Here is a 24,937-nt window from a genome sequence, read left to right as displayed (position 1 = left end):
CTATGGTTCACGCGCTTGGTTCAGCGCCGGTTAGGCTGCTGATTGTCGAAGACAATCGCGACATCTGCGAGAACATTGCTGCTTATCTTGAAAAGCATAGCTATGTGATGGATTTTGCCTATGACGGTATCAGCGCGATGTACCTGGCGGTAACCAATCCGTTCGATATTATCGTGCTGGATTTGATGCTGCCGGGGATGGATGGCCTGAGTTTCTGCCACAAGCTACGCACTGATGCCAAAGTCGAAACGCCGGTGCTGATGCTGACGGCGCGGGACACACTGGACGATAAACTGAAAGGCTTTGCGGCCGGCGCCGATGACTATCTGGTCAAGCCATTCGCACTGCAGGAGCTGCATGCACGGCTGCAAGCACTTTACAAACGCAGTCATGGCAAAACCGACAACCTGTTAACGGTAGCTGATCTGACCCTGAATCGCTCCACGCTGCAGGTACATAGATCAGGAAGGCGCCTGGAGCTTAATCCGGCGTGTCTGAAACTGCTGCAACGCCTGATGGAGCAAGCGCCGTCTGTGGTAGCGCGGGATGAGCTTGAAACCTTGTTATGGGCGGACGAGCGCCCCGATGGTGACGCGCTTCGCTCGCATATGTACAAGCTACGCCAGGCCATCGACCGGCCGTTTGACAGCCCGCTGATCCATACTGTGCATCGCATCGGTTACCGTATTGCAGAGGATGCCCTGTAAAATGTACCGGCACAGTTTACGCAAGCGTGTCGCCATTGCCTTTGCGCTCTGCGTTGCAGTTCTCAGCGTCGTCTGGGGCTTTGCTTTTTTTGCTGCGATCAGGCTAAGCGAAGACCGCGTGCTGACGCAACAGCTGCAGCTTGCCGCCAACAGCTATCCCATTATGCCTGCAAACATGCGCAGCTATGATACGACAGCCGGCTTGCCGGCGCAGCTTCAGGCATGGGCTCTGACCAACCCCGCCGTGGGATTGTACGAATTCGAAGCCGAAGAGTTGCATGTCGCGGTGGTAGATTCAGGCAATGAACGGCAACGAGCCTTTGTCGTCTTTGATGTTAGCGGGATTGAGGCCGCATCGTCAGAGGATTGGTGGCTGCTGCTGGTTATCACCGGGGTTGTCGGTACGCTTGGTGTGCTGGGTTTTGGCCTTGGCGTGCTGGTGATGCGCCGGGCTGTCGCCCCGGTGGCGCAACTGGCCAAAGCGGTCGCCGACATCGACGTAGAGCATCTGTCGATGGATGATTATAAACGTATTGCATCCAGCCGCTTTGGCGATGATGAAGTCGGTGTACTTGCGGCAACAATTGAAAAGATGCTTGAGCGTATTAGCGCCTTTGTTGCCAGAGAACGGTACTTTACCGGTTCAGCCAGTCATGAGCTGCGCACGCCAATCACTGTCATTACCGGCGCGCTAGAGCTTCTGGAGCAAAGCGAGCTGTCTACGAGCGATATGAAAGCGCTGGATCGGGTGCGACGCGCGACGCTTGATATGAGGACAACGATTGAGATGTTCTTGTGTCTCGCCCGTGAAACCGACGACGGCTTGTATCAAGAGCAGTTTTTCGTCAGGCCGCTGGTGAGCAACGCGGTAGAGCTGCAGCGCCATCTTCTTAGCCGTAAACTGGTCGATGTGGAAATCGACTATCTCGCCAACCCCGCCGTCAACGGCCATCCTCAGGCTTTTGCTATCGCGGTCAATAATCTGGTGCGCAATGCATTTGAGCACACGTTAGCTGGCCAGGGCCCAGTCAGGATCCGTATTGATGAGCACGAGCTGTTGGTTACCAATCAACTAAGCAATGGCACTGATGCGCAATACTCTCCGACCGAAGCGTCGTCCCGCGGCTATGGACTGGGGTTGGGGATTGTACAACGCTTATGTGAGCGCAATGGCTGGTCGTTCACGCTACGCGCTGATGAGCAGCGAGTAGTCGCCCGTCTTTCGTGGTAACAACGAGAGACCACATTGTGGTCTGCTTATTTGAGCACGGTTTCAAAATAAGACTATCGTGGAATTCATTAAATTGGGAAGAATGGGCCACTTACACCGCCCCCAGGCTCCAATTGACTATGCCAACAACCTGAAAATCAATACCTAGGAGGTCATCAGAGCAAATTCAGCCAGAAGTCATAACAACGTCAGGCCTTTGCATGCGGTCTTGATTAGATTAATCCCCTGCTTGTTCAAAACGTTAATAGCCAATTGATTTTAAGGGGGAAGTTATAGTGCAAACTCATACATCATTAATCCTGACGTTACCTATTCTGCTGATGGGGTTTCACACTTATGCTCAGGCCGAACATCCGCTGCTTGAAGGGCCTTATCTTGGCCAAACACCACCGGGTTTGATTGCACAGCCCTTCGCACCGGGTATGGTAAATACACAAGAATGGGGAGACGCTGGCAGCTTTTCCCCCGATATGCAGACCTTTTATGTGGCCAGATGGAAACATACTGCTGATGCAAAAGAGCCTGAGTCGCTTGAGTTTAACCAGGTGGGTAATCGTTGGTATAAAACCCTGATGCCAAGCGGCACGCGTAAGCCCGCTTTCTCACCGGATGGTAAGACCCGCTATTTCAGAGGCAACTATCAGGAACTTACGGCTGATGGCTGGTCAGAGCTCAAAAGTCTTGGCCCTGCCTTCGAGGCCATTCGTATTATGGGGCTTACAGCGTCCGCCAAAGGAACCTTGGTACTTGATGAAAATGCCAGAAGCAAAGGCGGAGACGGCATTCTTCGCTACTCGCGTGTTATCGAAGGCAAACGCGAAGATCCTAAGCCACTACCTAAAACTATCAACACTGGCAAGTGGAATGCCCATCCGTTTATAGCACCAGACGAGTCTTACATTATGTGGGATGGAGAAAGAGAGAGCGGCTATGGCGCCTCTGATATCTATATCAGTTTCCAACAGAAAGATGGCACCTGGGGTGAAGCCATTAATCTGGGCGATAAGGTCAACACCGACGCCGAAGAAGGTGGCCCACAAGTCACCCCTGACGGCAAGTACCTGCTGTTCAACAGAATGGTGCCAAATGGCAATGGCAAGTCCGGCTCCCAGTCCGACCTATATTGGATCGACGCACAAATTATTGAGGACCTAAGACCCAAAGAATAACGGCTATGCTTATTGGCGAAGTGCGCCGCTTCTGGGCTGCGCACTTTCTTACTGATGCCGCTATCGGCCGTCGCAAACAGTTGGAGCAGTAAATAAGGTCGCGGCACCTTCGCAACAGACTGTATATCTACACAAAAGCCACCACACATCCGTATAACAGCAATAGTACGGAACAGTTCCGCCTTTCCCGGCACCAGCCTGGTGCATCCAAAAAAACTCATACTAGGCAAAGACTTATAAGCATGCTAAAAAATAACCATGCAAAAGTACGGAAGAGTTAAGTTAAATCATGAAGTTTGTAAACTGGTTATGGAAGACAATTAAATCATTAACTCCTTACTTAATTTTCTTGAGCTTTGGAATCTTGTGTTGGAACTGGTTTAAATTTACAGCTCAAACACAAGCTGATCTCGCTGAACCGATCGTAAATGGTGTAATTGGAGGCGTGGTAACTTCTATCCTGATCCTAATTTTTACCATTTTATGGAAGTCTAATATTACTCCTTGGATCGAAAATTTATTGTATAAAGACACTAGGTTAGAAGGGGTGTGGAATGGAGTTTTAGTTCCATACATTGGTATTGAAGAGATCGATAAAAGAAGAATTGATGTTGCTTTTGGCATTGTAGAAAGGCGTCGTAGGAAAAGGAAAAAGGCACAGGAAGAAGGTCAAGTGGAAGCCTCTAATGGAAATTCACTAGCTATATCCGCCACATCTAAAGATAACGAAGTTGAGCGTGATATTGATGCTGAACTTATATTTAAAGAGCCCGTAAAGTCCACTCAGGATGAAGATGAAAGCGAGTTAATTGATCGAAAAATATTCTTAAAAATAGGTTCAGGTATGGCTCCCATTGAGGTTAGAGTGGAAATTAAAAGAGTCGGACATTCTATTTTTGGCCAAATTGTTGAAATAGGTGGCGCTAGTGACATTCACACATACAGTGTAAAAGGCTCTTTCAAAAATCTTATTTTGACTGGTGAATATGAAAACCAAGATTGCTCACATATTGATCGTGGTAGTTTGAGCCTCATGCTTAGAGGTAATGGGCGTAGTTTAGAGGGCTTTTTCTCTTCATATGATGATGGCGAACACCACATGGCACCATTTAAATGTGTGTTAAAACGCCAAGATCGAAACGCAAATGGAGAGTAGGTATAACAATCGCATTAAGGGTGGACGCAAAAAGCTTGGCTGCGCTCATTCTTCGCTTAGTATAGCCAAGCAATATTTCGCCACTTATGTGGGCGTTAGATTTTTAGTCATAAATAAAGGACGATAAAATGTCAGATGTAGTGAAAATAAATATTGATCTGAATTCTGGGGCGGTAAATATTGAGGCTGCTAGCGAATCTCTCGATATGGTATTCGATCGTCTAGAGAGTTTCTTACCTTCTTTGATTGAAGCTAAGACGCAGTTTTCCAACAGCAATTCGGAAGAGGATGACGCTGATAGCATAAATGGCCAAAGCGAAAGTGGTGGAGATGAGAAAAAGGACACATCCGAACAGAAGTCTAAGTCTCCTGCCAAGCCAAAGCGAACCTCATCCGGAAAAGCGGAAACCTATAAAACCGTGGATTTAGGGTTAGATGCAGGACAAAGACAAGCATTTAAGGACTTTTACGCTGAAAAAAGCCCTTCTGGCCAGTCTGATCATGTGCTGGTTGTTATTTACTGGCTTGTTAAAAACACAGGGAAAGAATACCTGACAAAAGATGAGATATTTACCGGTCTTAGAACGGTAAATGAAAAAGCCCCCAAACGATTAACATCGGTTTTATCGAATCTTCTGCTGGCGTCACATATCATCAAGGATGGCACGAATTCAGGGCTGCATCACATTGGTGAAGATTATGTAGAGAGAGATTTGCCCAAGAAAAAAGGAAAGTAAATAGATGCAGCACAAGCTAGAAGATTACATTCTTAAAATTGATAACTTTGATGGCCTAAGTAAGGCGGAATTAATTGACTACTTTGTGTATTTCATAACGGTCATTAACGAGGAGGAAGTCACCGATATTCGTAAAATCAAAGATTGCTTTGAATGCTTGAGAATAGAGCCGTACTCAAATATTCCTTCATATCTTTCGCAGAAAAGCAGGCGAGGAAAAGGAAAGAAATATATTAAGAAAAGTGGCGGATATATACTGGAGAGGTCTAGAGAGCTGGAGATTCAAAAGACACTCAGCACAGGCCCTGAAAAGAAGGAAACATCATTTCTTCTCAGGAACCTGCTTGAAGATATTTCAAACACACATCAAAAAGCCTTCCTTCAGGAAGCAATTGATTGTTATGAAATTGGTGCAAAGAGGGCAAGCATTGTGCTTGCCTGGATTTTAACTGTTAACCATTTATATGAGTACATATATAAGAATAAGAAAAATGAGTTTGATGCGGTTCTTTCTTCGAATACTGATAAAAGAACTAAACTGAAAAAACTTACCTCAATAGATGATTTTACGGAGATTCCTGAAGGAAAATTTATCGAATTTTGCCGGTCAGCAAAGATAATCACTAATGACGTGAGAAAAATACTTGAAGAAAAACTCGGAACGCGTAACTCTAGCGCGCACCCTTCTGGCATATCGATATCTGAGATTAAGGCAACTGATTTTATACAAGACCTAGTTGTAAATGTAGTTCTTAAATACAAAATCTAACAAAGCCAAGCACAGTCGCCAGCGCAAAAAAGCACGCTGTCTGTACCTCGCTGTCGCTCAGCTCGTGTTTGCGGCGTGATATGTTTAAATGGAGTTATGCGTGATATCACAAATTCTATTTGTTTTTGGTGCATCTATATTTGGTACCTTAGGTTTAATCCACCTCCTTTTTACTTTTTTTTCTAATAAATTTGATGCTTATAATTCTGATGTTACTTATGCAATGAAAAGCACTTCTCCGGTATTAACAACGGAAACCACCATTTGGCTGGCCTGGATTGGTTTTAACGCCAGTCATAGTTTAGGCGCAATATTCTTTGCGACAATCTATATACCGTTAGCGATCTCGCATATGCAACTCATTGTAAGTAGCAGCTGGTTTTCAGTATTGCCTTCTATAGTCGGTGTTTCATATTTGCTTCTGGCTCAAAAATACTGGTTTAAAATTCCATTTCTTGGCATTTTAGTCGCAACTATATGTTTTATTTCTGCTTTTGTTCTAATCAACATATAGCATGCCTTCAAACCGGGTTAAAAATTATGTCGAATTTTCTTAAAAGACCCGAAGAAAACCGCCATAATTTTTCACCCTCTGAGTGCGCACCAGCCCTGCGGAGGGCTTTTGAAATTACCCATTCTACTTATATTTGTAGCTATTGCTGTTTTGGTCTATTCGAAAATGCGAGCAAGTCGGATTCACTACAAAGAGAAGAAGGTCTCTCTTGACCCAACTAAAGAGTATGAATTTGCATGGCTAGCCTCATTTGATACAAAAGCCTCTTCTGAGGCTTGTGCAGATGAAGTTAAAAAGCACGTTGACCTAGTTACACAAATTAGCAATTCTCCACTTGAACAGAAGTGGATGCTTCAGTGTTCTATTGTATGTAAAGCAAATACGGATTTGGTATCTCAATACGAATCGACTATCAGGTACTGCTTTTCAGCAAAAGGCGGGGAATTTGTGCATGCAACAGTTACTACCCCCATATCACCAGACATTACTATTGGTTAGTGTATTAGTTAAACATTTGAATTAACTATGTCGAAGGCCAGCAGACAGTTTTGTTTTTTTACTGTTGTTTAAAGCGTTATTTGTAAGCTAAGAAAAATGATAAGAAAACTTGAACATAGTGATAAAAACGTTGCGCGCGACATTTATAGCGTGTTTCAGCATTCGTATAAGGTAGAAGCCCAGTTATTAGGGGTAGCAAACTTCCCTCCCCTGGCTCGCACTGCGGATGCCATAGAAACAGCCGAATCATTCTTCTATGGATACATGGAGGGCGATTGTCTGGCCGCCGTAATTGAAATTTCCCTAACGGGTCAGACACTGGACATTGATAGCCTGACGGTGGACCCCGCTTATTTCAGAAAAGGGATCGCCAGAAAACTACTGAGTTATATATTAACTCACTTCAGTTTTAGTCAGGCACTGGTAGAAACGGCGGTAGAAAATACACCAGCCATCGATTTATACCAAAAGCAGGGTTTTGTGGAATACAAGCGATGGACGCCATCGCACGGTATTCCCAAAATTGCATTGTCCCTTCCACCTACTGACAGCTAGGTGGCCAAAGTGGCGGTGGTTTTTTACACTGATGCACTAACCTAGCGCTGCAGAACAACTGAATTAAAAGGAATTGATAGTATGAAAATGATCTGGGCCTTACTGATATTAGTGACCTCACTCTCTGCCACCGCCGATCCCCGTCAAGATTTTGAAAAGCTCAAGTCGCTAGTTGGAGAGTGGAAAAGAGCAGAAAGTGACAACAGTGATTTCTATATTTCTTATCAAACGACCGCTAAAGGCAGTGTGCTGATAGAAAACTGGATTTATAAGGGCGCTTCGCATTCCCTTACTCTGTATCACTTAGATGGCGAAAACTTGCTTGCGACGCACTATTGCCCGCAAGGCAATCAGCCTAGATTAAAGCTTGATAAATCGGCTAGCCAAAATAGCATTTCCTTTGTATTTCAAGATGCAACAAACCTAAAAAGCCTGGCAGATAGTCACCAGCACTCGCTGTCTTTTGAGTTTGTAGATAAAGATAGAATTTTAAGAAATGAGAGCTACAGTAAAGATGGCCAGCTAACCCCGACGACTATGAATCTAGTCAGGCAGTGATGCCAATAAAATAGAAAGATGCTTGGCAGAATTGTAGCCACGAACAGCAGTAAACTAATCACACCGCTCTTATAGCCTGGCTTAGTTTGTGCCTATTCAATTTCCGCCAAGCTTAGTGAGCCTGTTGCTTGAACCTTAGATTTTCACCCCCCAAGATCAATCAAACCTTTTCGCCCATTTGGCATATTCTTTTGATTTCAAAAAGTCTGCAAAGATTAACTGGCCTTCCATATCCGAGGGGGTCAGCGGGACTTGCTCCTTATTGTCATCGAGCAGTTTCACAAAGGTCTTAAAGTCCTTGCTGGTTAACGAGAGCACCATATCAATCTGCAATGCTTGCATGCCATATTGATCAAGTAATAACTGGCGAAATTGTCTGACTTGTTTTTTGTTTCCCAGTAGCGAATGCACTGCTGCCACCAACACTGCGTTATCTTTATCTTTGTACTCGTTATAGGCCTGCTTGGCATACACCAGTGCTTGTTCATAGTCTTTGGCACCAAGGAGTATTTCAACCAAAGCGGCATAGTTTCTCTCATTAGGCTCGTTTTCTAGCCGTATCTGGGCGTATCGTACTGCGGATTTATAATCACCTGACTCTGAGTAAGATTTCACCAGATGGCGAATAATAGCGTCTGTCAGGCCAAAATTGCTTTCGACAACCGACAACGCCTTACTCATCTTCTGGTATAGGTCTTGGTCCCAATACCAGGGCAACAGCCGTAATGCCGTATAAATACTGTCGCCATAAACTTGTTCAACTACCTTGGCGGTACTTTTTAAGTGACGCTGTTTAATCGCAAAGTTGGCCGCCCCCACTCTGGGTTTATCAATCTCAAGCTGGTCAAGGAGTTTATATTTAAGCGCCAGCATAAGTGGCGATACCCTAACCTTGGGAGACAACATGTCAAAGCCAGCCATAACCTCTTTCCACTCCTCGCGACCACGATGCTCCCATATGCTTTGGAAAATAGTCCAATCCTGGTCAGACAGTTCCGCAGAGGGTATAAACCTTTGCAGCAAGCCTTTACTGGGATTTTTGGCGAAATATAAGTCGTATGCCATCCAGGTGGCATAACTTAGGGCCTCATTGGCATACACAACGTCGATAACACGAGGGGAACTTTTATCCTGTGATAATTCAAGCAAATAGAAATTACCAATAGGTTTGCGGTCACCAACCAACCTATCTTCTACAACAAATACCAGCCCTTTAAAGTTGCCAAAGGTTCCTGTACCCAAAGCACTAACACGAATATCGTTTTGGGAGGATTTTCTTACTTCTACGGCGATACCGGGATACTGGCTAAACCATTGAGCAAAATGATTGGCGACTTTTTCCCGGGTTTCTGGGTCGTCGGTGACTATGCTGGCAACTTTTGCACTTAGGGCTGACAGGTCTACCTTATCTTTAGGCACGCCCCAGGCAGTGTAATTGAGAAAACCCACCAACTTTTCAGCGGATTCATCCTTCGCATAGACAGTGAGGGGTAACAGCAAAACAAGACAGACAACCGCGCGGCTAATCCATAGAGGCATAGTTAAACTCCGTTAATACAATCAATTAGCATTGATTTGACGGTAATTTAAAGACCTTACCCTAAAGTAAAAGGTGGGGCAAATGGCATCACCAGGGTATTGCGAACACTTGATCGGGTCACAGTGGAAGCGCGGGCTGTTCATCCTTAGTTTATGATTTACAACAGTTTATGAGACGGTCATACAACACAGCGGCATCTTGTAGGTTATCCTACCTGGGTGAGAAGTAATATTTAGCATCAACTCACCTGGCAGCCCTAAAGCGTCATTCCTGCCTGTGGAGGATAAAATTTTTGCCGTAATCGGTAATGTAGATGTCAGCGTCCGTCCACTGTGCTTTACCCTCAGCATCAATCAATAAACCACAGCTTGCCTCATTTTCTGCGGCGATATAGCCCTTCTCCACCAGCCAACGAAACGCGGCAATAAAATGCTCATCATAGATATCTGCGTCTAATTGGTGAATGTTAACGGTAGGCAGCGCCTGAGCGGCGAGCGCTTTTAATATGCGGGCGCGCAATAACATCATGATTTTGTTAACTTAGTTTAATAAGGCTAAGTATTATCACAAAAGTGTTTACATGGCGTAGCATGGCCAGATAGTTTTAACTGGTTACTTGCTGACGTTATCTACATTGGGCAATGAATAAAGGTGTAGATACCATTTTGATGATGAATTTATGAGTGCCTATCAATCTGACACAATCAAATTTCGCGGCAATTGGTATCAGCTGATTGACGGCGGCCTGTTTAGCCCCCGGGACTATGGCATCGCCCCCTGCACTACAGATAGCTATACCCCGCTGGGCTATAGCGCCTCTTTTGGACTAATCAACAAGCATCTGCATTTATTCAGTTTGTATAGCAATCATCATCCCGATCAGGGTCTTTTGTCACAACAGCCACAAGCTGGGCAATGGCCACTAGAACATACCGAAGTTTCCCCTACCCTGGATGATCCTCTGGACAGCCTATTTAGTCCAAACCGGCGCCAGCGTATTCAGCCTCCGGCGCTAAATGGCGTACAAGCCAGCCCGGCCTCGGATAACTTCTGGTTCTACCCTAAGGTTAACCTGCCACTCAACTATAGCGGTACGCTGATTATTGACAGAATGCCGATACTTACCGGCGATGAAAGCGAACATTCTATCCGCGAAGCCATCAGGGAGATTATTGAGAGCGACAGCAATGTCACAGGTTGGACGCTGCAGTTTGTAAATGGAAAACTTGTTGCCGAAACCGCCCATGAGCCTAACGAGCAATTGGCAGAACTGATTGAATGCTATGGGCTAAAGCGCCCACTAGATGTTGATGCGCCCGCCCCCATTAATATTGAAAACATATCTGACTTGAACACGGATTATTCACCAGCACAGCCAACGAATAAACGTACTTTTGATGACGATTCATACTTTGATGATTTTGAGATTGAACCGCCCACAAACAAATGATCTTTTGTCAGCGTTGCGTTTAGTGAGCTTAAATAGCAAAGCTAGCAAATCTATTGGTAACTCATTGAATTTATTGGACCATTGGGTTTAAGACTCGATACCACAGTGCTAGACTGCCATAGACAAGATGGTTATTTGTTGTGTCTATCGCGAGGTTTACTGTGTTGATTCGACCCATTTTTGCCCTTTTCGTAAGCAGCCTACTATTACCGGCCTGGGTAATGGCCGATGCAACTATCGAACAGCAATTGCGGAATTTTAGCTACCCGGATAATTGCACTCAGGCACCTGAGGTACCGGCTTACGACGATAGAAATGTCGATTGGGAGGCATACGACAACAAAGATGCTGCGTGGCGGGCTTGCTTGATCAATGCGAAAGGAAAGGATGCTCGCGCCCTAAAAGCACTCTTTATGAAAATTGGCGGCGATTTAACCCAAAGCCCAATAAACCGCAAACTCTATGCAAAATACCCCCGCGATTGCCAATGCAATCAATGGATGGATCAACTCGTTAAACAGTTATCAGTGCGTGAGCAGCAGCGCTTTGCCCGTTTTGAGCAATATATCGCCGAGCATGAAGAGCGTAATCGCAGAATTGATCAGCATAACCAACAGGTGGCCGAAAAAAATCAGCGTAATCTAGAGCGCCAATTGAGGCTGGAGCGAAAACGCGAACGTGAGGCCACTTACGAAGCGATTTGGCGTGGTATGCAAAACTCAGGCTATCTGAACTAAATAAACACTACCTTGGCCAGTATTTAACAGAAACCAAGCCCAACCTTTATGACGGTTATGCCTTGGGCCCCACCAGGTTTTAAATACTCAATGACGGACTCTGTTGTTCGAGCAGCCAGCATTGGGGTAAAAGTGTGATGTCCGGCTAATTCCAAATGTGGGGCGAAATAGGTTGAATTTGAGTCATTTATACGGCTCATCAATAAAACTAGAAACATGGCACTAGGTAAGATAAAACGATAGCCTAATCAATTGGTTACTTAAATAACGGAAATGTGCCCATGGAGCCGGATTACACAGAGTATTCACTCGACGAACTTCACGATGCGCTGCGCAGTGTTGACCGGGAAAACTATCCTGAACGAGCTCAACGCATTATCGAGGCTATTTCAAATAAAGAGAAAAGCCTGGGTGCCCCACCTGCACCTCAGATCCATGCTGATATGGCAGAACCACCAGCTGACGAAAAATTGCACCCAAACTGGTTTATTCGGTATTGGAAAGGCCAGGTTTCTCTGCCGGTTAGTTACTGGGTGGTGGGTATTGCAACGGCATTGTTTGTATTTGGCCTAAGCGCCTTCGTGCAAAGGTTAATAGGTGACGCCGATGGGCAATGGCAACTGGGTGTTTATCTGTTGCTGCTTTTTACTACCCTAATTATTCTTGTTGTCTGGCAAAGTGTTGGCGTTTACCGCTCAGCAAGCAAACATCCGCAACGAGGTGGCTCAGAGGTATGGGCAGCCATTGCCAAACTCATGGTTATTGTGGGCCTCATCAGGTTCGGCGTTGAAATGTATCAACTGGGTATTCCTGCCATAAAGGAAGGTGTATCGCTGATTGTTAGCCAACAAAAATACCCGCCAACCAAGCTGAGATTAAGGAATGCCGGTACCGAACTGGAGCTTTATGGTGGCATTGAAGTTGGCTCGGAAATACTTCTACAAGAGGCACTAACAGCAAATCCAGACGTTAAACTCTTACATTTACATAGCCAGGGCGGCAGATTGCTTGGTGCTTACCGGTTAGCCGAGCTGGTTAAGGAATATCAGCTTGATACATACGTTAAAGAGTCCTGTAGCTCAGCCTGCACTACTGTGTACCTGGCAGGCACAAGAAGGTTGCTGGCAGAGGATGGAAAACTGAACTTTCACGCTGCATCTATGGGAGGCGCCTCATTGCACGAGCATGAGGATGTTACTGCTGAAATGGCGGCAGCTTACCGAGAATCAGGTGTCCCCGATTGGTTTATCAAGAAGATTATGTCTACGCCGAGTGAGGAGTTTTGGACGCCATCACCAGATGAGTTACTTCGCGGCAAGGTTGTAGACGAAATCGTTGACAGTATTTTCTATGGTTTCAGTGGATACGGTGATGATTCAGAGGTAACGGCAGAAGCTGTTGAGTCAGGCCTGTTAACTCATGATTACCTGGTGGCCATGAAGGAATTTGATAACGAGGTTTATCAAGACGTTGTCAGGATCAATGTTGAAGGAATGCGAAGCGGGCTGCCGGTAAAAGACATATCGCAAGAGTTTATGGCCCTGCGAGATAGCCGACTGTATCACTATGCCTCTCATGCTGACGATGAAGCCATAATCGGCTACTGGAAAAACATGATAGCGCAGATGGAAGAGCTTCAAATTGACTATCCTCTGACTTGCTCATCCTATACCTATGTCGATGAAGTACCTCAGGAATACCATATTGGAAACGCAGGAAAGTTGTCTGCGGCCGTTCAGCAACAAGAATTCGCCGCACTTGCTGCACTGATCAGAAGTCAGGCTCCTGACAGGGCCGTCTACTCGAGTGACGAAAATACCAGGCTCGTGACATCTATCGTCGAACAACTGAAAGCTGAGAACGAAGCTTATTTTGACGTAATCAGAGCACCAGAGAACTATATTTCGCAGCCAGACCTGCTATGTAAGGTGTCTATTGAACTTCAAAAAGGTTTTATCAGCTTTGATGCGAAAACATCTGGCACCTTGTTGAGAACAACCTATTCATCATTGGAGCCCTGAGGGAAATGGGCAATGTCACCATTGCCCATTCTCTAACCTTTACTGAGCACTCTTTTTATACCGTTCAATCGCCGCACTTAGCAATCTCGCTTTGGCAGATTGAGGGGGCAACTCCGCCAACGTTGACTCATAAAGAATCAGGTTATCTTGATTGAGATAAGGCGTGATACCTTCAGCGATGGTTCTGGACACATAGAAACTGCCGGTTCTCAGGTTCTTTACGAACAGATCGTCAATAGACTCGTTAAGCTCGGGATAACGTGCCAATTCATCCAGAGCGAGCTCCATCACTTTAGTGTCGTAACTGTCATCCAGTTTGCGAAGCAATGTTTCAGCATTTTGCCTGTTAGGCGCCTGTTGCTGCATCATTTCAACAGCTTGATATTGCACCCGGCCTAATGGACTGGCTAGATACTCCCCGGTGATAGCGGCAAGTTCATCATCCTCAAACTGCTCGGCAGCATACAAGTCTTGTATGGATTTCAGTGCCTCAACTAAACGCTTCTCTTGCTCAAACATACCAGCTCTGGGGTCGTCCTCGGTAGAAACACAATCACCGCTAGTCTGACAATTCTTTGCCGCATCAAGACTAACCAGAAGTTGCTCACGCTTGGCGTAAAATTCGCTCCCAGGCTTGGCTGAGGACTTAACCTTATCGGCCCGACCTTCTGCCTGAACACCGGCGTTTGCATCCTGTAGGGCTGATTTTCCGTTATCAGCGCTTTTAGCTACCTCGCCTTCAGACCCCGTTGGCACCGATTTATCTGATGACCATGGCTTCCAGAGCAATAGTCCCACAACAACAATAAGCGCTCCCGCTTGTACTAAGCCTTTCATAGACGCCTCTTTCTGACCACATATAACAACAAGAGCAATGCATAGCTCAGCGAACCGCCGCCTGAATCTTGCTGTGCAGGAGGCTCAGTGACAGGTGGCTCGGGTGTTGGAGGTGTTTCGGGTTCTGGCGCTTCAAATGACGTCCAACTAGCCAGGTCTGAACTGGGCAGAAGACTTCCGCTGTAAATAAAACCCCTTAGCGCAGTGGTACTGACTTCATAATAGATTTCATTATGTTCCCCCATACTTTGGGTGCTGTGTACCTCAAGTGCATCGCCTTTTTCGAACTTACCTATCTGTGCTCCCTGCTCTCCAGCCGCATCCTTAACCGGGATCCCTTGCGCATTAACAACGTAAAGGGTATCACCCGTCATGGCTATCAGCTTGTCGCTATCCGGCAGACTTTCATGGCTTGCGGCTGTTGCCCAGCTGCTAAAGTCTCGCACTCCACCGGCATAGATATAGCCTTCGGCATCGGTAGCATAGCGAATTCGGTAGTAACGAGATTGATCCGCCGGCGTGCCTGCTACCACATCCAGAATTTGATAAACCTTACCCACAACCGCATCATGCTGCGTGTCTGTACCCGCCGCGGTATGACGGATGTTGGTCGCCTTCTCGGCAACCACGCTTTGCCCAACAGCAAAACTGTTTTCCAGATTCGCAAGACATTGGTGTTTTTCATACACCGTTTTTGGGTAAGCATCACTTTGGGTTTGATCCAGTTTTATCGCTTGGGCTATAGATACCCGGTCGAACATGGCATTCAGGCAAGGCGCGTCTTGTTGCTGCAACACACAATGGAAGCCACCATTTTCAAGCAAGCAGATTTCGCCACTGGTTAGCTCCAGGTAATTGTATTGCCAGGGCGTTTCGGGGTTATCAATAGAATGGGCTGGCGGCACATATTCAGGGACACAAAACTCAACGCCTTCCAGCATACAGGCAACGTCCACTGGGGCAGTCGCATCAAGATTGGCGATGTAGTTTAGCCAGCTTTTAGCCTGGAACTTGCCCAAAAAACCTTCATCTTGCCACACTGGATTGTCATGCCAACGACAAATCCGGCTGGGACCACCATTATAGGCGGCATAGGCAGCGCGCGTGCGCTCAGACCAGTTATCTGGCGCCGATAAACAGCTGGCTTGCGCGGCGTTTTGCCATTCGCTGTAGAAAATTTCCATGGCGTACAGCATGTTTTCAAAGATCTGCCAGCCCTTACCTTCGTTTATCCGTGCAAAGTGCCAGCGGTCGTCCACTTGCATCATGCCATGCCCATGGCCCGAGTCGCCCCGCATCATTTTCATTCTGCCATCGACCACGGCGTCACGGTAATGACTCCAAAAAGTTTCCTGATTGGCGACGGCTTTGATGGCTTCCACCCAGGCCTCTTCTTCGGCAGCAGAGGCATCGGGTTTTCTCACCGACAGATAATAGGCCGCGCCATCCCTGATAGTGGCGTTAAGCGCATTCATGTATCGCGCTCGTTCATCGCCGGTAGGCTGAGCGGTATTAAAGGCAATCTCGGCTAAATAGGTTCGTACAAACTCGGGATCGCCAAAAGGTTCAATATCACAGTAGGCAGGCGCGGTACCAAAGTTCCAACTGGTGTTGTCTGTTATTTTGTGAGCACACAAATAATAAGCTTCGGTATCATTAGGCGCAGCAATGGCTTCGTTGCCCGCCATAGCGAGGGAAACGAGTATTAACGATTGAGTAATCCTTGACATATTTATTCCTTCCAATATTCACACTCAGGAATAACCTATTCCACACCAGATACAAAGTCAACCATATGAATTAACAACGGGTTTACAGTTTATCTCGCGGCAAAATGCCGTTTGGGGACGAAACATTGTCCTTCTCCCTTGCTCTCCTTATTCCCCTCATACAAAAATTAGGTTGCCGTTTCCAATTTTTTTGCATTTGATCAGAGTATATATGTTGATGTTGGTCGGGGTGGTATATGGCAAACAAAACAGCGCTGAGCAAAGTACAACTGGCTATCGACAATGCAGCCAGTTATGACGAGTTCCTGCAAGCCAGCCTGGAGCACGACCGGCTATCCGGTGCAGATGACTGGAAGCAACAGGATAAATCCAACGATTATGACTTTCGCCTGATCCGCAAACGGGTGGAACGCATGCAGGCGGCTAAAGCCAATAACGACGCCGCCGGTTTGATGTTTATCCTGCACGAAGGGATCCACGGCAATCTGGCTAACATTGCAAATCCAGAACTGGGTAACTATGCCAAGGTAGGCACAAAAGTACTTATCCAGACCTTTCTGGATGAAGTGTGCTCGGCACTGGAATTTATCTTTAATGCCGATGAGCGCGACATCGACTTTCATGAAAAACTGTCATTTTTTGAAGAAACCACCCACGCCTACGGGCAAAGCTGTCTGATGCTAAGTGGCGGTGCCGGCCTGGGCTTTTTCCACTGTGGTGTGGTGCGATCCTTATTGGAACATGATCTCTTGCCGCCGGTGATTTCCGGTGCCAGCGCAGGCTCTATTGTAGCGGCGCTGCTGGCTACCCGACGCGATGCAGAGTTGATGGACCTACTCAGCCCAGAGGCCATTTATGCCCGTTTTCACAAATGGAGTATCTGGCAAGGGCCAGGCAAAGGCAGTTGGCTGGACAGCACCAATTTGGAAAATGCCCTCATTGAGCTGTTTGATTTAGTGACCTTCGAAGATGCCTACAAGCTCACTGGCAGGCAAGTGACTATTACGGTGTCCCCAGCCGATCTACACCAGTACTCACGTTTACTTAATGCCAAGACCAGCCCCAACGCCATTATTACTCAGGCGGTACGGGCCTCCTGCGCCATTCCCCTGGTGTTTGACCCCGTGCAACTTAAAGCGCGGAATCAAGCCGGTGAAATTGTGCCTTATATCCCCAGCCGCCGCTTTGCCGACGGCTCACTGATGGCTGATCTGCCCTTTAACCGACTGGCCCGTTTGTATGGGGTTAACCACAGCATTGTCAGCCAGACCAACCCTTTGGCGGTGCCGTTTTTATCCAGGCGTAAACAACATAGCCGCGGTGTACTGGCCCTGACCAAACGCCATTTGGTCGGCCTTGCCAAAAGCAACAGCATCTATGCCTTTGATATTATGGAAAACCTGGTCCCAGGTAAGGCCGCCAAACTGGGCATTCATAAGCTGCGTTCCATCATTGATCAGCAATATGTGGGAGATATCAACATATTGCCGCAGCAAGGGCTTGGCAGCTTAAAGTACTTGTTGGCCAATCCCACCGAGCAGAGCATTACCGAACTGATAAAAAGTGGTGAGCGGGCCACCTGGCCGCAACTGGATTTGATTCGCCGCAGCACCCAGATCAGTAAGCAGTTCCGCTACTATCTGCAACAGCTTAAACAGCGTGAAGCGCAGATCCTAACCAATCTGCCAGGCCCTGCCAGCGAGCCCAAGCAAGCCTTGGGCTAATGCTGCATTAAGGTATGGGATTCATTCTAAAATGCTTTTAGAAGGCGGTGTTACAGGTCATCTTCCGACAACATTTGACGACAGTTACGAACTGTTAGCACACGAATCTCATGGCTTAAACTGTAAATAATACGATAGTGACCAAAGATGATTTCGCGATAGTTCGTATGCGGCATTTCAGGAACAAAGCGCCCCATATCAGGCATACCTCTGAGCAATGCCGTTTTATCGAAAACGTCGTTTACCCACTTTTTTGCAGCAGATGGATTATCCAAAGAAATAAACTCAGCGGCGTCGCCTAGCTTCTGAAGCGCTAATGGAGACCAAACTACTTTCACTTGCTAATACGCCCCAGAATTTGGGCACGCGCATCTTCATTAGAAACACCAAGTCCTGAAGCCAGCTGAGCTTCCGCTGTGCGCATTTCTTCCAGTAATTCGATTTTCTCTTGCATTGCTTCGTACTCTGCAACATCAAGAACAACGGCAACCCCCTTACCACGTTGCGTAATAACCAATGGACGACGAGTCTCATTGATTTGTTTGATGTAAGAAGCGACACCTGCGCGAAACTCAGACAATGGCTGAATATCTTGATCAAGACGAATGCGACTCATAAGGAACCTTTAAAAGTACAAGATAACGTACAAATAGTAGGACAACTAATCATTATGAGCAAGAAGTTGATGTTGCAATGCTTTACTAGTGGGCTGGCGTAGCGCAAGCAGTCCCGCGGAGACCACGTTGTTTGGCCAAACTGAGTTTCAGTATCTACTGCGAAGACCTCCACGAAAAAGCAGAAATTGCTAAACTTCCCTGTTGGATATGACACGCAGTCCCTCGCGCGCCAGTCACTTTTCTTTGCTCGTGCAAATCAAAGTAACCAAAAGAAACACGCCCGCTGGATTCCCAACAACATCAGTCCAGGCCACAACTAAAAGGCGGTCATGAAAACGACGTTCCCGACGCGTCTTCCACTCAATTTGCTCCTAGCAAATTGCCCACCTTTTAGCAGCGCCCTGAACCGACCGGGAATTTTTTAGCGGGGTCAAAGCGGCTTAGGCCGCTTAAGGGATGATGTTTCAGCATTTGCGAAGACGCAAAAAAGCCAGCTAATGAATTAGATCCCTCAACCGCGAAATTACTCGCTCTATCCCTGTGCTCCTGCCGCAAGCCGTCATTTTGGCGTTCTAATGGTCTCCTCACCCATTTGTCATCATGGCCATAAGTAAACCCATTAACGGGCCGGGAGCGGCAGTCCCATAGCACACTTCAAATAGTGTAGCTGTTGGAAGTCCAAGCCGATGTTGGCTTGCTTTGTTAGCTGCACAACACAGCATAGGTAATTGCTGAGAAAACAACCAACACAATGGTTTCGAACAACCACCCCCAATATCCTCCACTCCCGACTGAGAATTTTGCAAAAAAACCAAGCTTAGCTGCGCCGGAGTATAGATCTAGCTGTACAACAGGTGAGCCGTTAAACATCATTTGAAGTGATTCTTCTGCCTTATGAGCAACATTTTTATTGAACGCATTTGCACTATGCCCTAAATACAAAAAGGCACTGCCTATAATCGTTATTGATAACAAGCTAGTAATAATGAGCCAATTTGGTATTTGGCCGATTAGTAAAGAACTCTTTTCATTTAGTTTTAACGCCATTGACAAACAGAGTGCGGTTATCAAAGAGAGCAAACCTCGGAGTTGTAGTGCTCTGCGTTTTTCAAACTCATTTCGATGAGTCGTAACAATAAAACGAAGGTATTCCAGCTCGTTAGTATAATCCTTCATTCGATCTTTCCTTTGACCCAGCTAACGCTCAAAGCGGCTGCCCGGTAAGCGTCTGCTGCCTTTGCTTGTTAGGGCTACCATAAACCACACCCAGAAGCTTCTTGACCTTTTAGCCAGCCAGCTATTCTTGCAGTGTGTTTTTCCCAGCCAGAACTGATTTCATAAACCTGCACTAAAGTGGTGTTATCTTCGGCTGCTTTTAATTCTACTAACTGCTGATAAAAACGGTTCCAACCTGCTTCGCCTACCAGGGCAAGTTGTCTAGTACCGTTTTCCAGAATGTTATATTCAACATACGACGACTGGCTTACTTTGACCGCCGCTCCCACTGCTGGAATTGGCACTATTGAAGTCGTTTCTCGTTGATAGCATTTCACTAGTTCAGTGAACAATAAATTGTGAGTTTGTTCTGGGCTATAAGGAGAAGTAAGATCTCTTACTGCAAATTTTCCGCTATAAAACTCGTTGATATCCTTTGGTGGGGAAGCACACCCAGACAAAAGAATCAAAGTAAACATTACTAAATGTTTCACAGATACTCCTTAGTTGCCCTGACACTTTCTTTACGACAAGTGTCTGGTTAAGGCTAATAGTTTTCGGGTGTCCATATAACAGCTATACAGCAGAAAAAAGGACTGATGTTGCCTAACACGCCATTAGTTAAAGCCACTAACCCGTGTCAATTTATTGATTTCTCAACTTTATTTCAGTATCGAACGGTTTGACAGAAAAATCAGCGGCAGGGTTTATCAGGCATTTTCAGCGCGGTGAAGTGCTGCTACCCTGCTTTACTCTATATCAGGCAGGGAATGATAAATGTGGAAGGCAGAATCTGATTCAGGAGCCCTTATCGCTGCGCAGATCCAGCGGATTTATCAGCATGAATCGCGCCGGGTGCTGGCCACCCTGATCCGCTTGCTGGGAGATTTTGAGCTGGCAGAAGAAGCCTTGCAGGAAGCCTTCAGCGCCGCCTTAAAGCAGTGGCCAAATGAGGGTATTCCCGATAATCCCCGTGCCTGGTTGGTGTCAGCCGGTCGCTTTAAAGCCATAGACCAGATTCGCCGTGATAAGCGTTTTAGCCATCTTGTTGAGGAGCTTGGCCATAACAGCGAGCCCGGCTATGAAGAAGACCATAGCGAGCAGCCGGATATTGAAGATGACCGCTTACGTCTTATCTTCACTTGCTGCCACCCTGCCCTGTCTATTGAAGCGCAGCTAGCCCTGACCTTAAGGGAAATCTGCGATCTGAGCACAGATGAAATTGCCCGTGCGTTTCTAACCTCACCTGTCACCCTGGCGCAGCGCATTGTGCGGGCCAAAAATAAGATTCGCGATGCCAAAATTCCCTATGTGGTGCCTGGCGAGCAGGATCTTCCAGAGCGACTGGAGTCCGTACTGCATGTGATTTACCTGGTGTTCAATGAGGGATATTCAGCAACAGCGGGAGACGACCTGATTCGTCAGGATCTTTGCAGCGAAGCCATCCGCCTCGGCCATCTGCTCAGGCAACTTTTGCGGGATGCCGAAGTCAGCGGCTTGCTGGCGCTAATGCTGTTGCAAGACGCCAGACGCATGACCCGGCACAACGCCGAAGGGGATTTAATCCAACTGGAGTTTCAGGACAGGCGTCAGTGGGACCACGCACAAATCCGCCAGGGCTTAATACTGGTTCAGGAGGCCATGCTGGCCGGAGAAATCGGCAGTTTTGCCCTGCAGGCTGCCATAGCCGCTCAACATGCTTTGGCCGTGCGCTTTGCCGATACGGACTGGCAGCGTATTGTGCAGTTGTATGATTTGCTAAGACAGGCCTCTCCCACCGCGGTGGTGGAGCTAAACCGCGCCGCCGCCATTGCCATGCGGGATGGGCCAAGCGCAGGTTTACAGGAAATGCAGGGGCTGGAAAACAAGCTTGCCCAGTATCATTTGTTTCATGCCGCGCGGGCTGATATGTACCGACGCTTAGGGCAACAGAGCGAAGCCCGACAAGCATATGCGCAGGCACTGAGCTTAACCAAACAGGGCCCGGAAATGCGTTTTCTGCAAAAATGCCTGGCCGAACTGGAAAGATAACTCGGCTTTTGTCTAATTGGGTTAAGGACGCTTGTCGAAATGGGCTAAGGCGAAACGACAAGCTGGTGAATGAATAAAAAATACAGGAGCCTTACCTATGTCAGACAACACCAAGCGAGATGCTAAAAAACCAACGCCTAAGGAAAACAACACATCACAGCCTCGCCCGTTTCGGCGTTTTCTGATGCTGTAAACATGACCAACAAGGAGCAACAGATGAAATATGTATGCCTGGTTTACTACGATGAGCAGATTATCAAAGACATGACAGAGCAGCAGTGGCTGGATCTGAATAAAGAATGTAAGAGCTTTGGTGACGGCGTGCGCAGCTCAGGGCATTGTATCGGTGGCAACGCCCTGCAAATGACGGATACCGCCAGCACGGTCAGAATTCGTGAAGGCAAGCTGCAGCTAACCGACGGCCCCTTTGCCGAAACCAAAGAGCAGTTGGCCGGTTTTTACCTGATGGAAGCCGCCGATCTGGACGAAGCCATTAAACTGGCCAGCGGTATTCCGCCGGCCCGTCTTGGCAGCATAGAAATTCGCCCTATCCGGGAACTGCCAGTTTAAGCTGACAGTGGCTGGAATCTCTATTCAGTAGCGCTGAGGATAGGAAACTTACCCGCCCTCAGCTTTCTGTGCCTTTAGCGGCCCTTGGTGCACTTTTAGTGGCGCGGCTTGGGCGCGCAGCCGCTGCAGCTTTACTTGCCGTTGGCTTGTTGGCCGCCACGGATTTTTCCGTACTTTTTTCCGCTATGGTTGAATCAGCAGAGAATGTCACCGCCACTTGGGTTTGTTGTGCTGCTTTACTGGTGTCAGCGGATGGCTGTTTTGCCTGACTGGCATCTTGCGCAATATTGCGAGTTTTCGCTTCTGCCACCTTTTCAGCCTGAGACTCAACTTGCGCCAATTCGCTTTCCAGCACGCTCTGCAATTGAGTCATCACCTGATCCAGCCGCTCGATGCTGTCAGCCAAACGCTGCTGTCCGGGGGCCAAATGCGCTTTAACCTGCTGTGCCGGTTTTCTTAACCAGCGCGCTACCAGGTTGTTTTCACCTAATTTAGCCTGCTCTGCTTCACCGCGTTCTACCAGTTGTGCAAATTGTGCTTTGCTACTGGCCTGCAATTTATCCAACTGCGCATCGGCCATCTGGCGGCCTTGCTCAAATGCGCCAAGCCCGGCCAACCACAGATTACGATAGCTGTCTTTACCATTGGTTTGCTGTTTCATTTGCCTGTCCTTTTAACGTCTAGTTCCCAAAACAGCATTCCGTCATTTAAGTTCGGAATAGCTTTGGGCTAAACGATGTTGAAACCTGCCCATTAATCCCACATAAAAAAACCGCGCTGCTGCGCGGTTTTTATAGTCAGGATTTAGCTTGCTTCTCAGCTAATTTGGCTACCGCTGCTGCCAGAGCGTCAATCTTGGCAGAAAGCTCATCCACTTTTTGCTCCATATCCGGCTTGTCCAAGCCTAACTTCTTACGCACTTCAGCCACCCTGGCTTCAACATTGGTTTTTTCTTTGAGCTTGTCTTTAGTGTCGGCTTCAATCTTGCTGCCTTTTTCCACCAGCTCATCAAACACCTTGGCCGCATCGGCATTTAATTTCTCGTAGCGACCTTGTACTTCATCCAGGCTCTTGCCGTATGCGCCCAACCCGGCCAACCAGATCTTGCGGGCAAAATCTTCGGCGTCATTTACCTTAGTTTTCAGACTGTCTAGTTTGCTCATGATCAGACTCCTTCGCTTGTCTTCAGAATAATGGGAGTTGCCTCCTCACCTATGCTCTAGACTAGAGAAAGTTTTTAGAAACCGCATACTAATCACTCATGCCACCCAAATTAATCGCAAAAATCCCGCTAACCATCTGAAAATAAAAAATTTATTTCGCACAACATGAGGATAATAAAGCCTGCAAAATGCCTCTGCATGCCTCCATTTATGCCGCTTTAAGCGCTTTTAAACACGGCAACAAAAGGAATCTAATTCTGTAACATTGTATTTCTGGTTTGGAACCCTATATAGACTTGAGCCTCAAAGACCAGCATCCTGTTGCGTTTTCGCCTTCAGGCAACAGATGCGGCCGCAATGCGGCATGCACAAGTGAATAGAATCTGACAATTTGAATCCGAAGCCCGACAGGGGCAGGAAAAACTACGGAAGTACCATGGCAGCCGAACAATTCAAACAACTGCAAGCCTACCTCGACTCCCAGGTTATCGGGCAGTCCACCTTAACGCGAAATATTCTGATTGCCCTGCTGGCGGATGGTCACTTATTGGTAGAAGGCCCTCCCGGGCTTGCCAAAACCCGCGCAGTCAATGCCCTGGCTAAGGGTATTGAAGGGGATTTTCACCGCGTGCAGTTTACCCCGGACCTACTCCCCGCCGATTTAACCGGTACGGACATTTACCGTCCGGAAGACGGCAGTTTTGTCTTCCAGCGTGGTCCGCTGTTCCATAATTTGGTACTGGCCGATGAAATCAACCGGGCCCCGGCCAAAGTGCAATCGGCACTGCTGGAAGCCATGGCGGAGCGGCAGATTACCGTGGGCAATAAAACCTACCAGTTGCCCGAGCTGTTTTTGGTTATGGCGACCCAAAACCCCATTGAGCAGGAAGGCACTTATCCCCTCCCAGAAGCCCAGTTAGACCGCTTCCTGATGCACTTGGAAATCGATTATCCCGGTGCCGACACTGAGCTGGAAATTTTGCGTCTGACCCGTAACGAGGCCCTGCATCAAGCCAAGGTTAATGCGCCGAACTTAACCCAGCAGGACATCTTTGCCGCCCGTGAAGCGGTGCTGAAAATCCATCTGGCCGAATCGCTGGAAAAATACCTGGTGCAACTGATTATGGCCACCCGCACCCCAGACGCTCTGGACAGCGCCCTGGCTGGTTGGATTGAATTTGGTGCCAGCCCCCGTGCCACTATTGCTCTGGATCGCTGCGCCCGTGCCCATGCCTGGTTGCAAGGCCGGGACTTTGTTGGCCCGGACGATATTCAGGCGGTGTTCCACAATGTATTACGTCACCGTTTATTGCTGTCCTATGATGCCGAAGCCGAAGGCATCACCACCAATCAGGTGCTGGACAAAATTCTGGAACTGGTTCCGGTACCCTGATGGTGATGAGGGAGC

27 protein-coding genes are annotated in these 24,937 nt (G+C 47.4%); 17 read left to right on the top strand and 10 right to left on the bottom strand.

Annotated elements, in window-relative coordinates; genetic code table 11:
• The first annotated feature begins 2 nt into the window (after positions 1-2).
• The 10 genes from KJY73_RS05590 (at position 3) to KJY73_RS05545 (ending at position 7,894) form a co-directional block, all read left to right on the top strand.
• A complete protein-coding gene (locus KJY73_RS05590) occupies positions 3-707 on the top strand; it encodes a response regulator transcription factor (RefSeq protein ID WP_214341112.1) in 705 nt (234 codons plus the stop codon).
• 1 nt (position 708) lies between these two features.
• Complete coding sequence (locus tag KJY73_RS05585; RefSeq protein WP_214341110.1) at positions 709-1,938, top strand: sensor histidine kinase; 1,230 nt, start codon at positions 709-711, stop codon at positions 1,936-1,938.
• A 275-nt stretch (positions 1,939-2,213) separates the two neighbouring features.
• The gene (locus tag KJY73_RS05580) at positions 2,214-3,107 is read left to right on the top strand and encodes a hypothetical protein (RefSeq protein WP_332874162.1); all 894 of its coding nucleotides are present in this window, start codon (positions 2,214-2,216) and stop codon (positions 3,105-3,107) included.
• A gap of 289 nt (positions 3,108-3,396) precedes the next feature.
• A complete protein-coding gene (locus KJY73_RS05575; protein WP_214341106.1) occupies positions 3,397-4,263 on the top strand; it encodes a hypothetical protein in 867 nt (288 codons plus the stop codon).
• A gap of 128 nt (positions 4,264-4,391) precedes the next feature.
• Entirely contained in the window at positions 4,392-5,000 is a 609-nt protein-coding gene (locus tag KJY73_RS05570; RefSeq protein WP_214341103.1) for a hypothetical protein, read from the top strand.
• Between the two features lie 4 nt (positions 5,001-5,004).
• Positions 5,005-5,769 carry a hypothetical protein gene (locus KJY73_RS21730; RefSeq protein ID WP_232848398.1) on the top strand — a complete coding sequence of 255 codons (765 nt, stop codon included), beginning with the start codon at positions 5,005-5,007 and terminating at the stop codon, positions 5,767-5,769.
• A gap of 100 nt (positions 5,770-5,869) precedes the next feature.
• Entirely contained in the window at positions 5,870-6,283 is a 414-nt protein-coding gene (locus KJY73_RS05560) for an LIC_13387 family protein (RefSeq protein WP_214341100.1), read from the top strand.
• A gap of 108 nt (positions 6,284-6,391) precedes the next feature.
• Positions 6,392-6,781, top strand: a complete 390-nt coding sequence (locus KJY73_RS05555; protein ID WP_214341097.1) for a ribonuclease E inhibitor RraB — start codon at positions 6,392-6,394, stop codon at positions 6,779-6,781.
• A gap of 96 nt (positions 6,782-6,877) precedes the next feature.
• Positions 6,878-7,336: a GNAT family N-acetyltransferase gene (locus KJY73_RS05550; protein WP_214341094.1), complete on the top strand. Its 459-nt coding sequence runs from the start codon at positions 6,878-6,880 to the stop codon at positions 7,334-7,336.
• Positions 7,337-7,417: 81 nt separating this feature from the next.
• Positions 7,418-7,894 carry a hypothetical protein gene (locus KJY73_RS05545; RefSeq protein ID WP_214341093.1) on the top strand — a complete coding sequence of 159 codons (477 nt, stop codon included), beginning with the start codon at positions 7,418-7,420 and terminating at the stop codon, positions 7,892-7,894.
• A 156-nt stretch (positions 7,895-8,050) separates the two neighbouring features.
• Here the strand turns inward: KJY73_RS05545 and KJY73_RS05540 are convergent, their stop codons facing one another.
• Together KJY73_RS05540 and KJY73_RS05535 are read right to left on the bottom strand one after the other, a co-directional pair.
• Positions 8,051-9,433: a tetratricopeptide repeat protein gene (locus KJY73_RS05540; RefSeq protein WP_214341091.1), complete on the bottom strand. Its 1,383-nt coding sequence runs from the start codon at positions 9,431-9,433 to the stop codon at positions 8,051-8,053.
• Between the two features lie 265 nt (positions 9,434-9,698).
• The gene (locus KJY73_RS05535; protein ID WP_214341090.1) at positions 9,699-9,962 is read right to left on the bottom strand and encodes a hypothetical protein; all 264 of its coding nucleotides are present in this window, start codon (positions 9,960-9,962) and stop codon (positions 9,699-9,701) included.
• A gap of 151 nt (positions 9,963-10,113) precedes the next feature.
• On the opposite strand from KJY73_RS05535, the gene KJY73_RS05530 reads away from it, so the two are divergent.
• The 3 genes from KJY73_RS05530 (at position 10,114) to KJY73_RS05520 (ending at position 13,642) form a co-directional block, all read left to right on the top strand.
• Positions 10,114-10,884 carry a hypothetical protein gene (locus KJY73_RS05530; RefSeq protein ID WP_214341088.1) on the top strand — a complete coding sequence of 257 codons (771 nt, stop codon included), beginning with the start codon at positions 10,114-10,116 and terminating at the stop codon, positions 10,882-10,884.
• Positions 10,885-11,105: 221 nt separating this feature from the next.
• Positions 11,106-11,621 (top strand): hypothetical protein, encoded by a 516-nt coding sequence (locus tag KJY73_RS05525; protein ID WP_214341086.1) that lies wholly within the window; start codon positions 11,106-11,108, stop codon positions 11,619-11,621.
• Between the two features lie 281 nt (positions 11,622-11,902).
• The gene (locus KJY73_RS05520) at positions 11,903-13,642 is read left to right on the top strand and encodes a COG3904 family protein (protein WP_214341085.1); all 1,740 of its coding nucleotides are present in this window, start codon (positions 11,903-11,905) and stop codon (positions 13,640-13,642) included.
• A gap of 39 nt (positions 13,643-13,681) precedes the next feature.
• Here KJY73_RS05520 and KJY73_RS05515 read toward each other — a convergent pair whose 3' ends face one another.
• Positions 13,682-14,479 carry a hypothetical protein gene (locus KJY73_RS05515; protein ID WP_214341082.1) on the bottom strand — a complete coding sequence of 266 codons (798 nt, stop codon included), beginning with the start codon at positions 14,477-14,479 and terminating at the stop codon, positions 13,682-13,684.
• Positions 14,476-16,209: a hypothetical protein gene (locus tag KJY73_RS05510; protein WP_214341079.1), complete on the bottom strand. Its 1,734-nt coding sequence runs from the start codon at positions 16,207-16,209 to the stop codon at positions 14,476-14,478. Before KJY73_RS05510 ends, KJY73_RS05515 begins: the two co-directional genes overlap by 4 nt.
• Before the next feature lie 236 nt (positions 16,210-16,445).
• Between KJY73_RS05510 and KJY73_RS05505 the strand changes: the two genes are divergently transcribed.
• Positions 16,446-17,933, top strand: coding sequence for a DUF3336 domain-containing protein (locus tag KJY73_RS05505; protein ID WP_214341076.1), 1,488 nt, complete (start codon positions 16,446-16,448; stop codon positions 17,931-17,933).
• A 50-nt stretch (positions 17,934-17,983) separates the two neighbouring features.
• Here the strand turns inward: KJY73_RS05505 and KJY73_RS05500 are convergent, their stop codons facing one another.
• The 4 genes from KJY73_RS05500 to KJY73_RS05485 all read right to left on the bottom strand — a co-directional run bounded on the left by KJY73_RS05500 (position 17,984) and on the right by KJY73_RS05485 (position 20,259).
• Positions 17,984-18,271, bottom strand: coding sequence for a type II toxin-antitoxin system RelE/ParE family toxin (locus KJY73_RS05500; protein ID WP_214341074.1), 288 nt, complete (start codon positions 18,269-18,271; stop codon positions 17,984-17,986).
• The gene (locus tag KJY73_RS05495; protein WP_214341071.1) at positions 18,268-18,549 is read right to left on the bottom strand and encodes a type II toxin-antitoxin system Phd/YefM family antitoxin; all 282 of its coding nucleotides are present in this window, start codon (positions 18,547-18,549) and stop codon (positions 18,268-18,270) included. Before KJY73_RS05495 ends, KJY73_RS05500 begins: the two co-directional genes overlap by 4 nt.
• A 703-nt stretch (positions 18,550-19,252) precedes the next feature.
• Entirely contained in the window at positions 19,253-19,726 is a 474-nt protein-coding gene (locus KJY73_RS05490) for a hypothetical protein (protein WP_214341068.1), read from the bottom strand.
• A gap of 74 nt (positions 19,727-19,800) precedes the next feature.
• Positions 19,801-20,259 carry a hypothetical protein gene (locus KJY73_RS05485; RefSeq protein WP_214341065.1) on the bottom strand — a complete coding sequence of 153 codons (459 nt, stop codon included), beginning with the start codon at positions 20,257-20,259 and terminating at the stop codon, positions 19,801-19,803.
• A 283-nt stretch (positions 20,260-20,542) separates the two neighbouring features.
• Between KJY73_RS05485 and KJY73_RS05480 the strand changes: the two genes are divergently transcribed.
• Positions 20,543-21,796, top strand: a complete 1,254-nt coding sequence (locus KJY73_RS05480; protein WP_214341063.1) for an RNA polymerase sigma factor — start codon at positions 20,543-20,545, stop codon at positions 21,794-21,796.
• A gap of 216 nt (positions 21,797-22,012) precedes the next feature.
• On the top strand, positions 22,013-22,366 hold the full coding sequence (locus KJY73_RS05475) for a YciI family protein (RefSeq protein ID WP_206592814.1): 354 nt from the start codon (positions 22,013-22,015) through the stop codon (positions 22,364-22,366).
• A 58-nt stretch (positions 22,367-22,424) separates the two neighbouring features.
• On the opposite strand, the gene KJY73_RS05470 is transcribed toward KJY73_RS05475, so the two are convergent.
• Together KJY73_RS05470 and KJY73_RS05465 are read right to left on the bottom strand one after the other, a co-directional pair.
• Positions 22,425-23,027 (bottom strand): hypothetical protein, encoded by a 603-nt coding sequence (locus KJY73_RS05470; RefSeq protein WP_214341060.1) that lies wholly within the window; start codon positions 23,025-23,027, stop codon positions 22,425-22,427.
• Between the two features lie 136 nt (positions 23,028-23,163).
• Positions 23,164-23,529 (bottom strand): phasin family protein, encoded by a 366-nt coding sequence (locus KJY73_RS05465; protein WP_188698038.1) that lies wholly within the window; start codon positions 23,527-23,529, stop codon positions 23,164-23,166.
• 436 nt (positions 23,530-23,965) lie between these two features.
• On the opposite strand from KJY73_RS05465, the gene KJY73_RS05460 reads away from it, so the two are divergent.
• Positions 23,966-24,922 (top strand): AAA family ATPase, encoded by a 957-nt coding sequence (locus KJY73_RS05460; protein WP_214341057.1) that lies wholly within the window; start codon positions 23,966-23,968, stop codon positions 24,920-24,922.
• Positions 24,923-24,937 lie beyond the last annotated feature (15 nt).

This window comes from Bowmanella yangjiangensis, from assembly GCF_018531185.1.
In the GTDB taxonomy this organism is placed as follows: domain Bacteria; phylum Pseudomonadota; class Gammaproteobacteria; order Enterobacterales; family Alteromonadaceae; genus Bowmanella; species Bowmanella yangjiangensis.
This window is presented reverse-complemented; position numbering and strand designations above follow the sequence as displayed.

What these genes read in the sequence shown, in the direction of transcription:
- KJY73_RS05550 (WP_214341094.1), top strand. Translation starts at nt 6,878, where the DNA reads ATGATAAGAAAACTTGAACATAGTGATAAAAACGTTGCGCGCGACATT.
- KJY73_RS05515 (WP_214341082.1), bottom strand. Translation starts at nt 14,479, where the DNA reads ATGAAAGGCTTAGTACAAGCGGGAGCGCTTATTGTTGTTGTGGGACTA.
- KJY73_RS05575 (WP_214341106.1), top strand. Translation starts at nt 3,397, where the DNA reads ATGAAGTTTGTAAACTGGTTATGGAAGACAATTAAATCATTAACTCCT.
- KJY73_RS05525 (WP_214341086.1), top strand. Translation starts at nt 11,106, where the DNA reads ATGGCCGATGCAACTATCGAACAGCAATTGCGGAATTTTAGCTACCCG.
- KJY73_RS05535 (WP_214341090.1), bottom strand. Translation starts at nt 9,962, where the DNA reads ATGATGTTATTGCGCGCCCGCATATTAAAAGCGCTCGCCGCTCAGGCG.
- KJY73_RS05505 (WP_214341076.1), top strand. Translation starts at nt 16,446, where the DNA reads ATGGCAAACAAAACAGCGCTGAGCAAAGTACAACTGGCTATCGACAAT.
- KJY73_RS05520 (WP_214341085.1), top strand. Translation starts at nt 11,903, where the DNA reads ATGGAGCCGGATTACACAGAGTATTCACTCGACGAACTTCACGATGCG.
- KJY73_RS05530 (WP_214341088.1), top strand. Translation starts at nt 10,114, where the DNA reads ATGAGTGCCTATCAATCTGACACAATCAAATTTCGCGGCAATTGGTAT.
- KJY73_RS05590 (WP_214341112.1), top strand. Translation starts at nt 3, where the DNA reads ATGGTTCACGCGCTTGGTTCAGCGCCGGTTAGGCTGCTGATTGTCGAA.
- KJY73_RS05540 (WP_214341091.1), bottom strand. Translation starts at nt 9,433, where the DNA reads ATGCCTCTATGGATTAGCCGCGCGGTTGTCTGTCTTGTTTTGCTGTTA.
- KJY73_RS05465 (WP_188698038.1), bottom strand. Translation starts at nt 23,529, where the DNA reads ATGAGCAAACTAGACAGTCTGAAAACTAAGGTAAATGACGCCGAAGAT.
- KJY73_RS05480 (WP_214341063.1), top strand. Translation starts at nt 20,543, where the DNA reads ATGTGGAAGGCAGAATCTGATTCAGGAGCCCTTATCGCTGCGCAGATC.
- KJY73_RS05460 (WP_214341057.1), top strand. Translation starts at nt 23,966, where the DNA reads ATGGCAGCCGAACAATTCAAACAACTGCAAGCCTACCTCGACTCCCAG.
- KJY73_RS05510 (WP_214341079.1), bottom strand. Translation starts at nt 16,209, where the DNA reads ATGTCAAGGATTACTCAATCGTTAATACTCGTTTCCCTCGCTATGGCG.
- KJY73_RS05490 (WP_214341068.1), bottom strand. Translation starts at nt 19,726, where the DNA reads ATGAAGGATTATACTAACGAGCTGGAATACCTTCGTTTTATTGTTACG.
- KJY73_RS05495 (WP_214341071.1), bottom strand. Translation starts at nt 18,549, where the DNA reads ATGAGTCGCATTCGTCTTGATCAAGATATTCAGCCATTGTCTGAGTTT.
- KJY73_RS05570 (WP_214341103.1), top strand. Translation starts at nt 4,392, where the DNA reads ATGTCAGATGTAGTGAAAATAAATATTGATCTGAATTCTGGGGCGGTA.
- KJY73_RS05475 (WP_206592814.1), top strand. Translation starts at nt 22,013, where the DNA reads ATGAAATATGTATGCCTGGTTTACTACGATGAGCAGATTATCAAAGAC.
- KJY73_RS05585 (WP_214341110.1), top strand. Translation starts at nt 709, where the DNA reads ATGTACCGGCACAGTTTACGCAAGCGTGTCGCCATTGCCTTTGCGCTC.
- KJY73_RS05470 (WP_214341060.1), bottom strand. Translation starts at nt 23,027, where the DNA reads ATGAAACAGCAAACCAATGGTAAAGACAGCTATCGTAATCTGTGGTTG.
- KJY73_RS21730 (WP_232848398.1), top strand. Translation starts at nt 5,005, where the DNA reads ATGCAGCACAAGCTAGAAGATTACATTCTTAAAATTGATAACTTTGAT.
- KJY73_RS05545 (WP_214341093.1), top strand. Translation starts at nt 7,418, where the DNA reads ATGAAAATGATCTGGGCCTTACTGATATTAGTGACCTCACTCTCTGCC.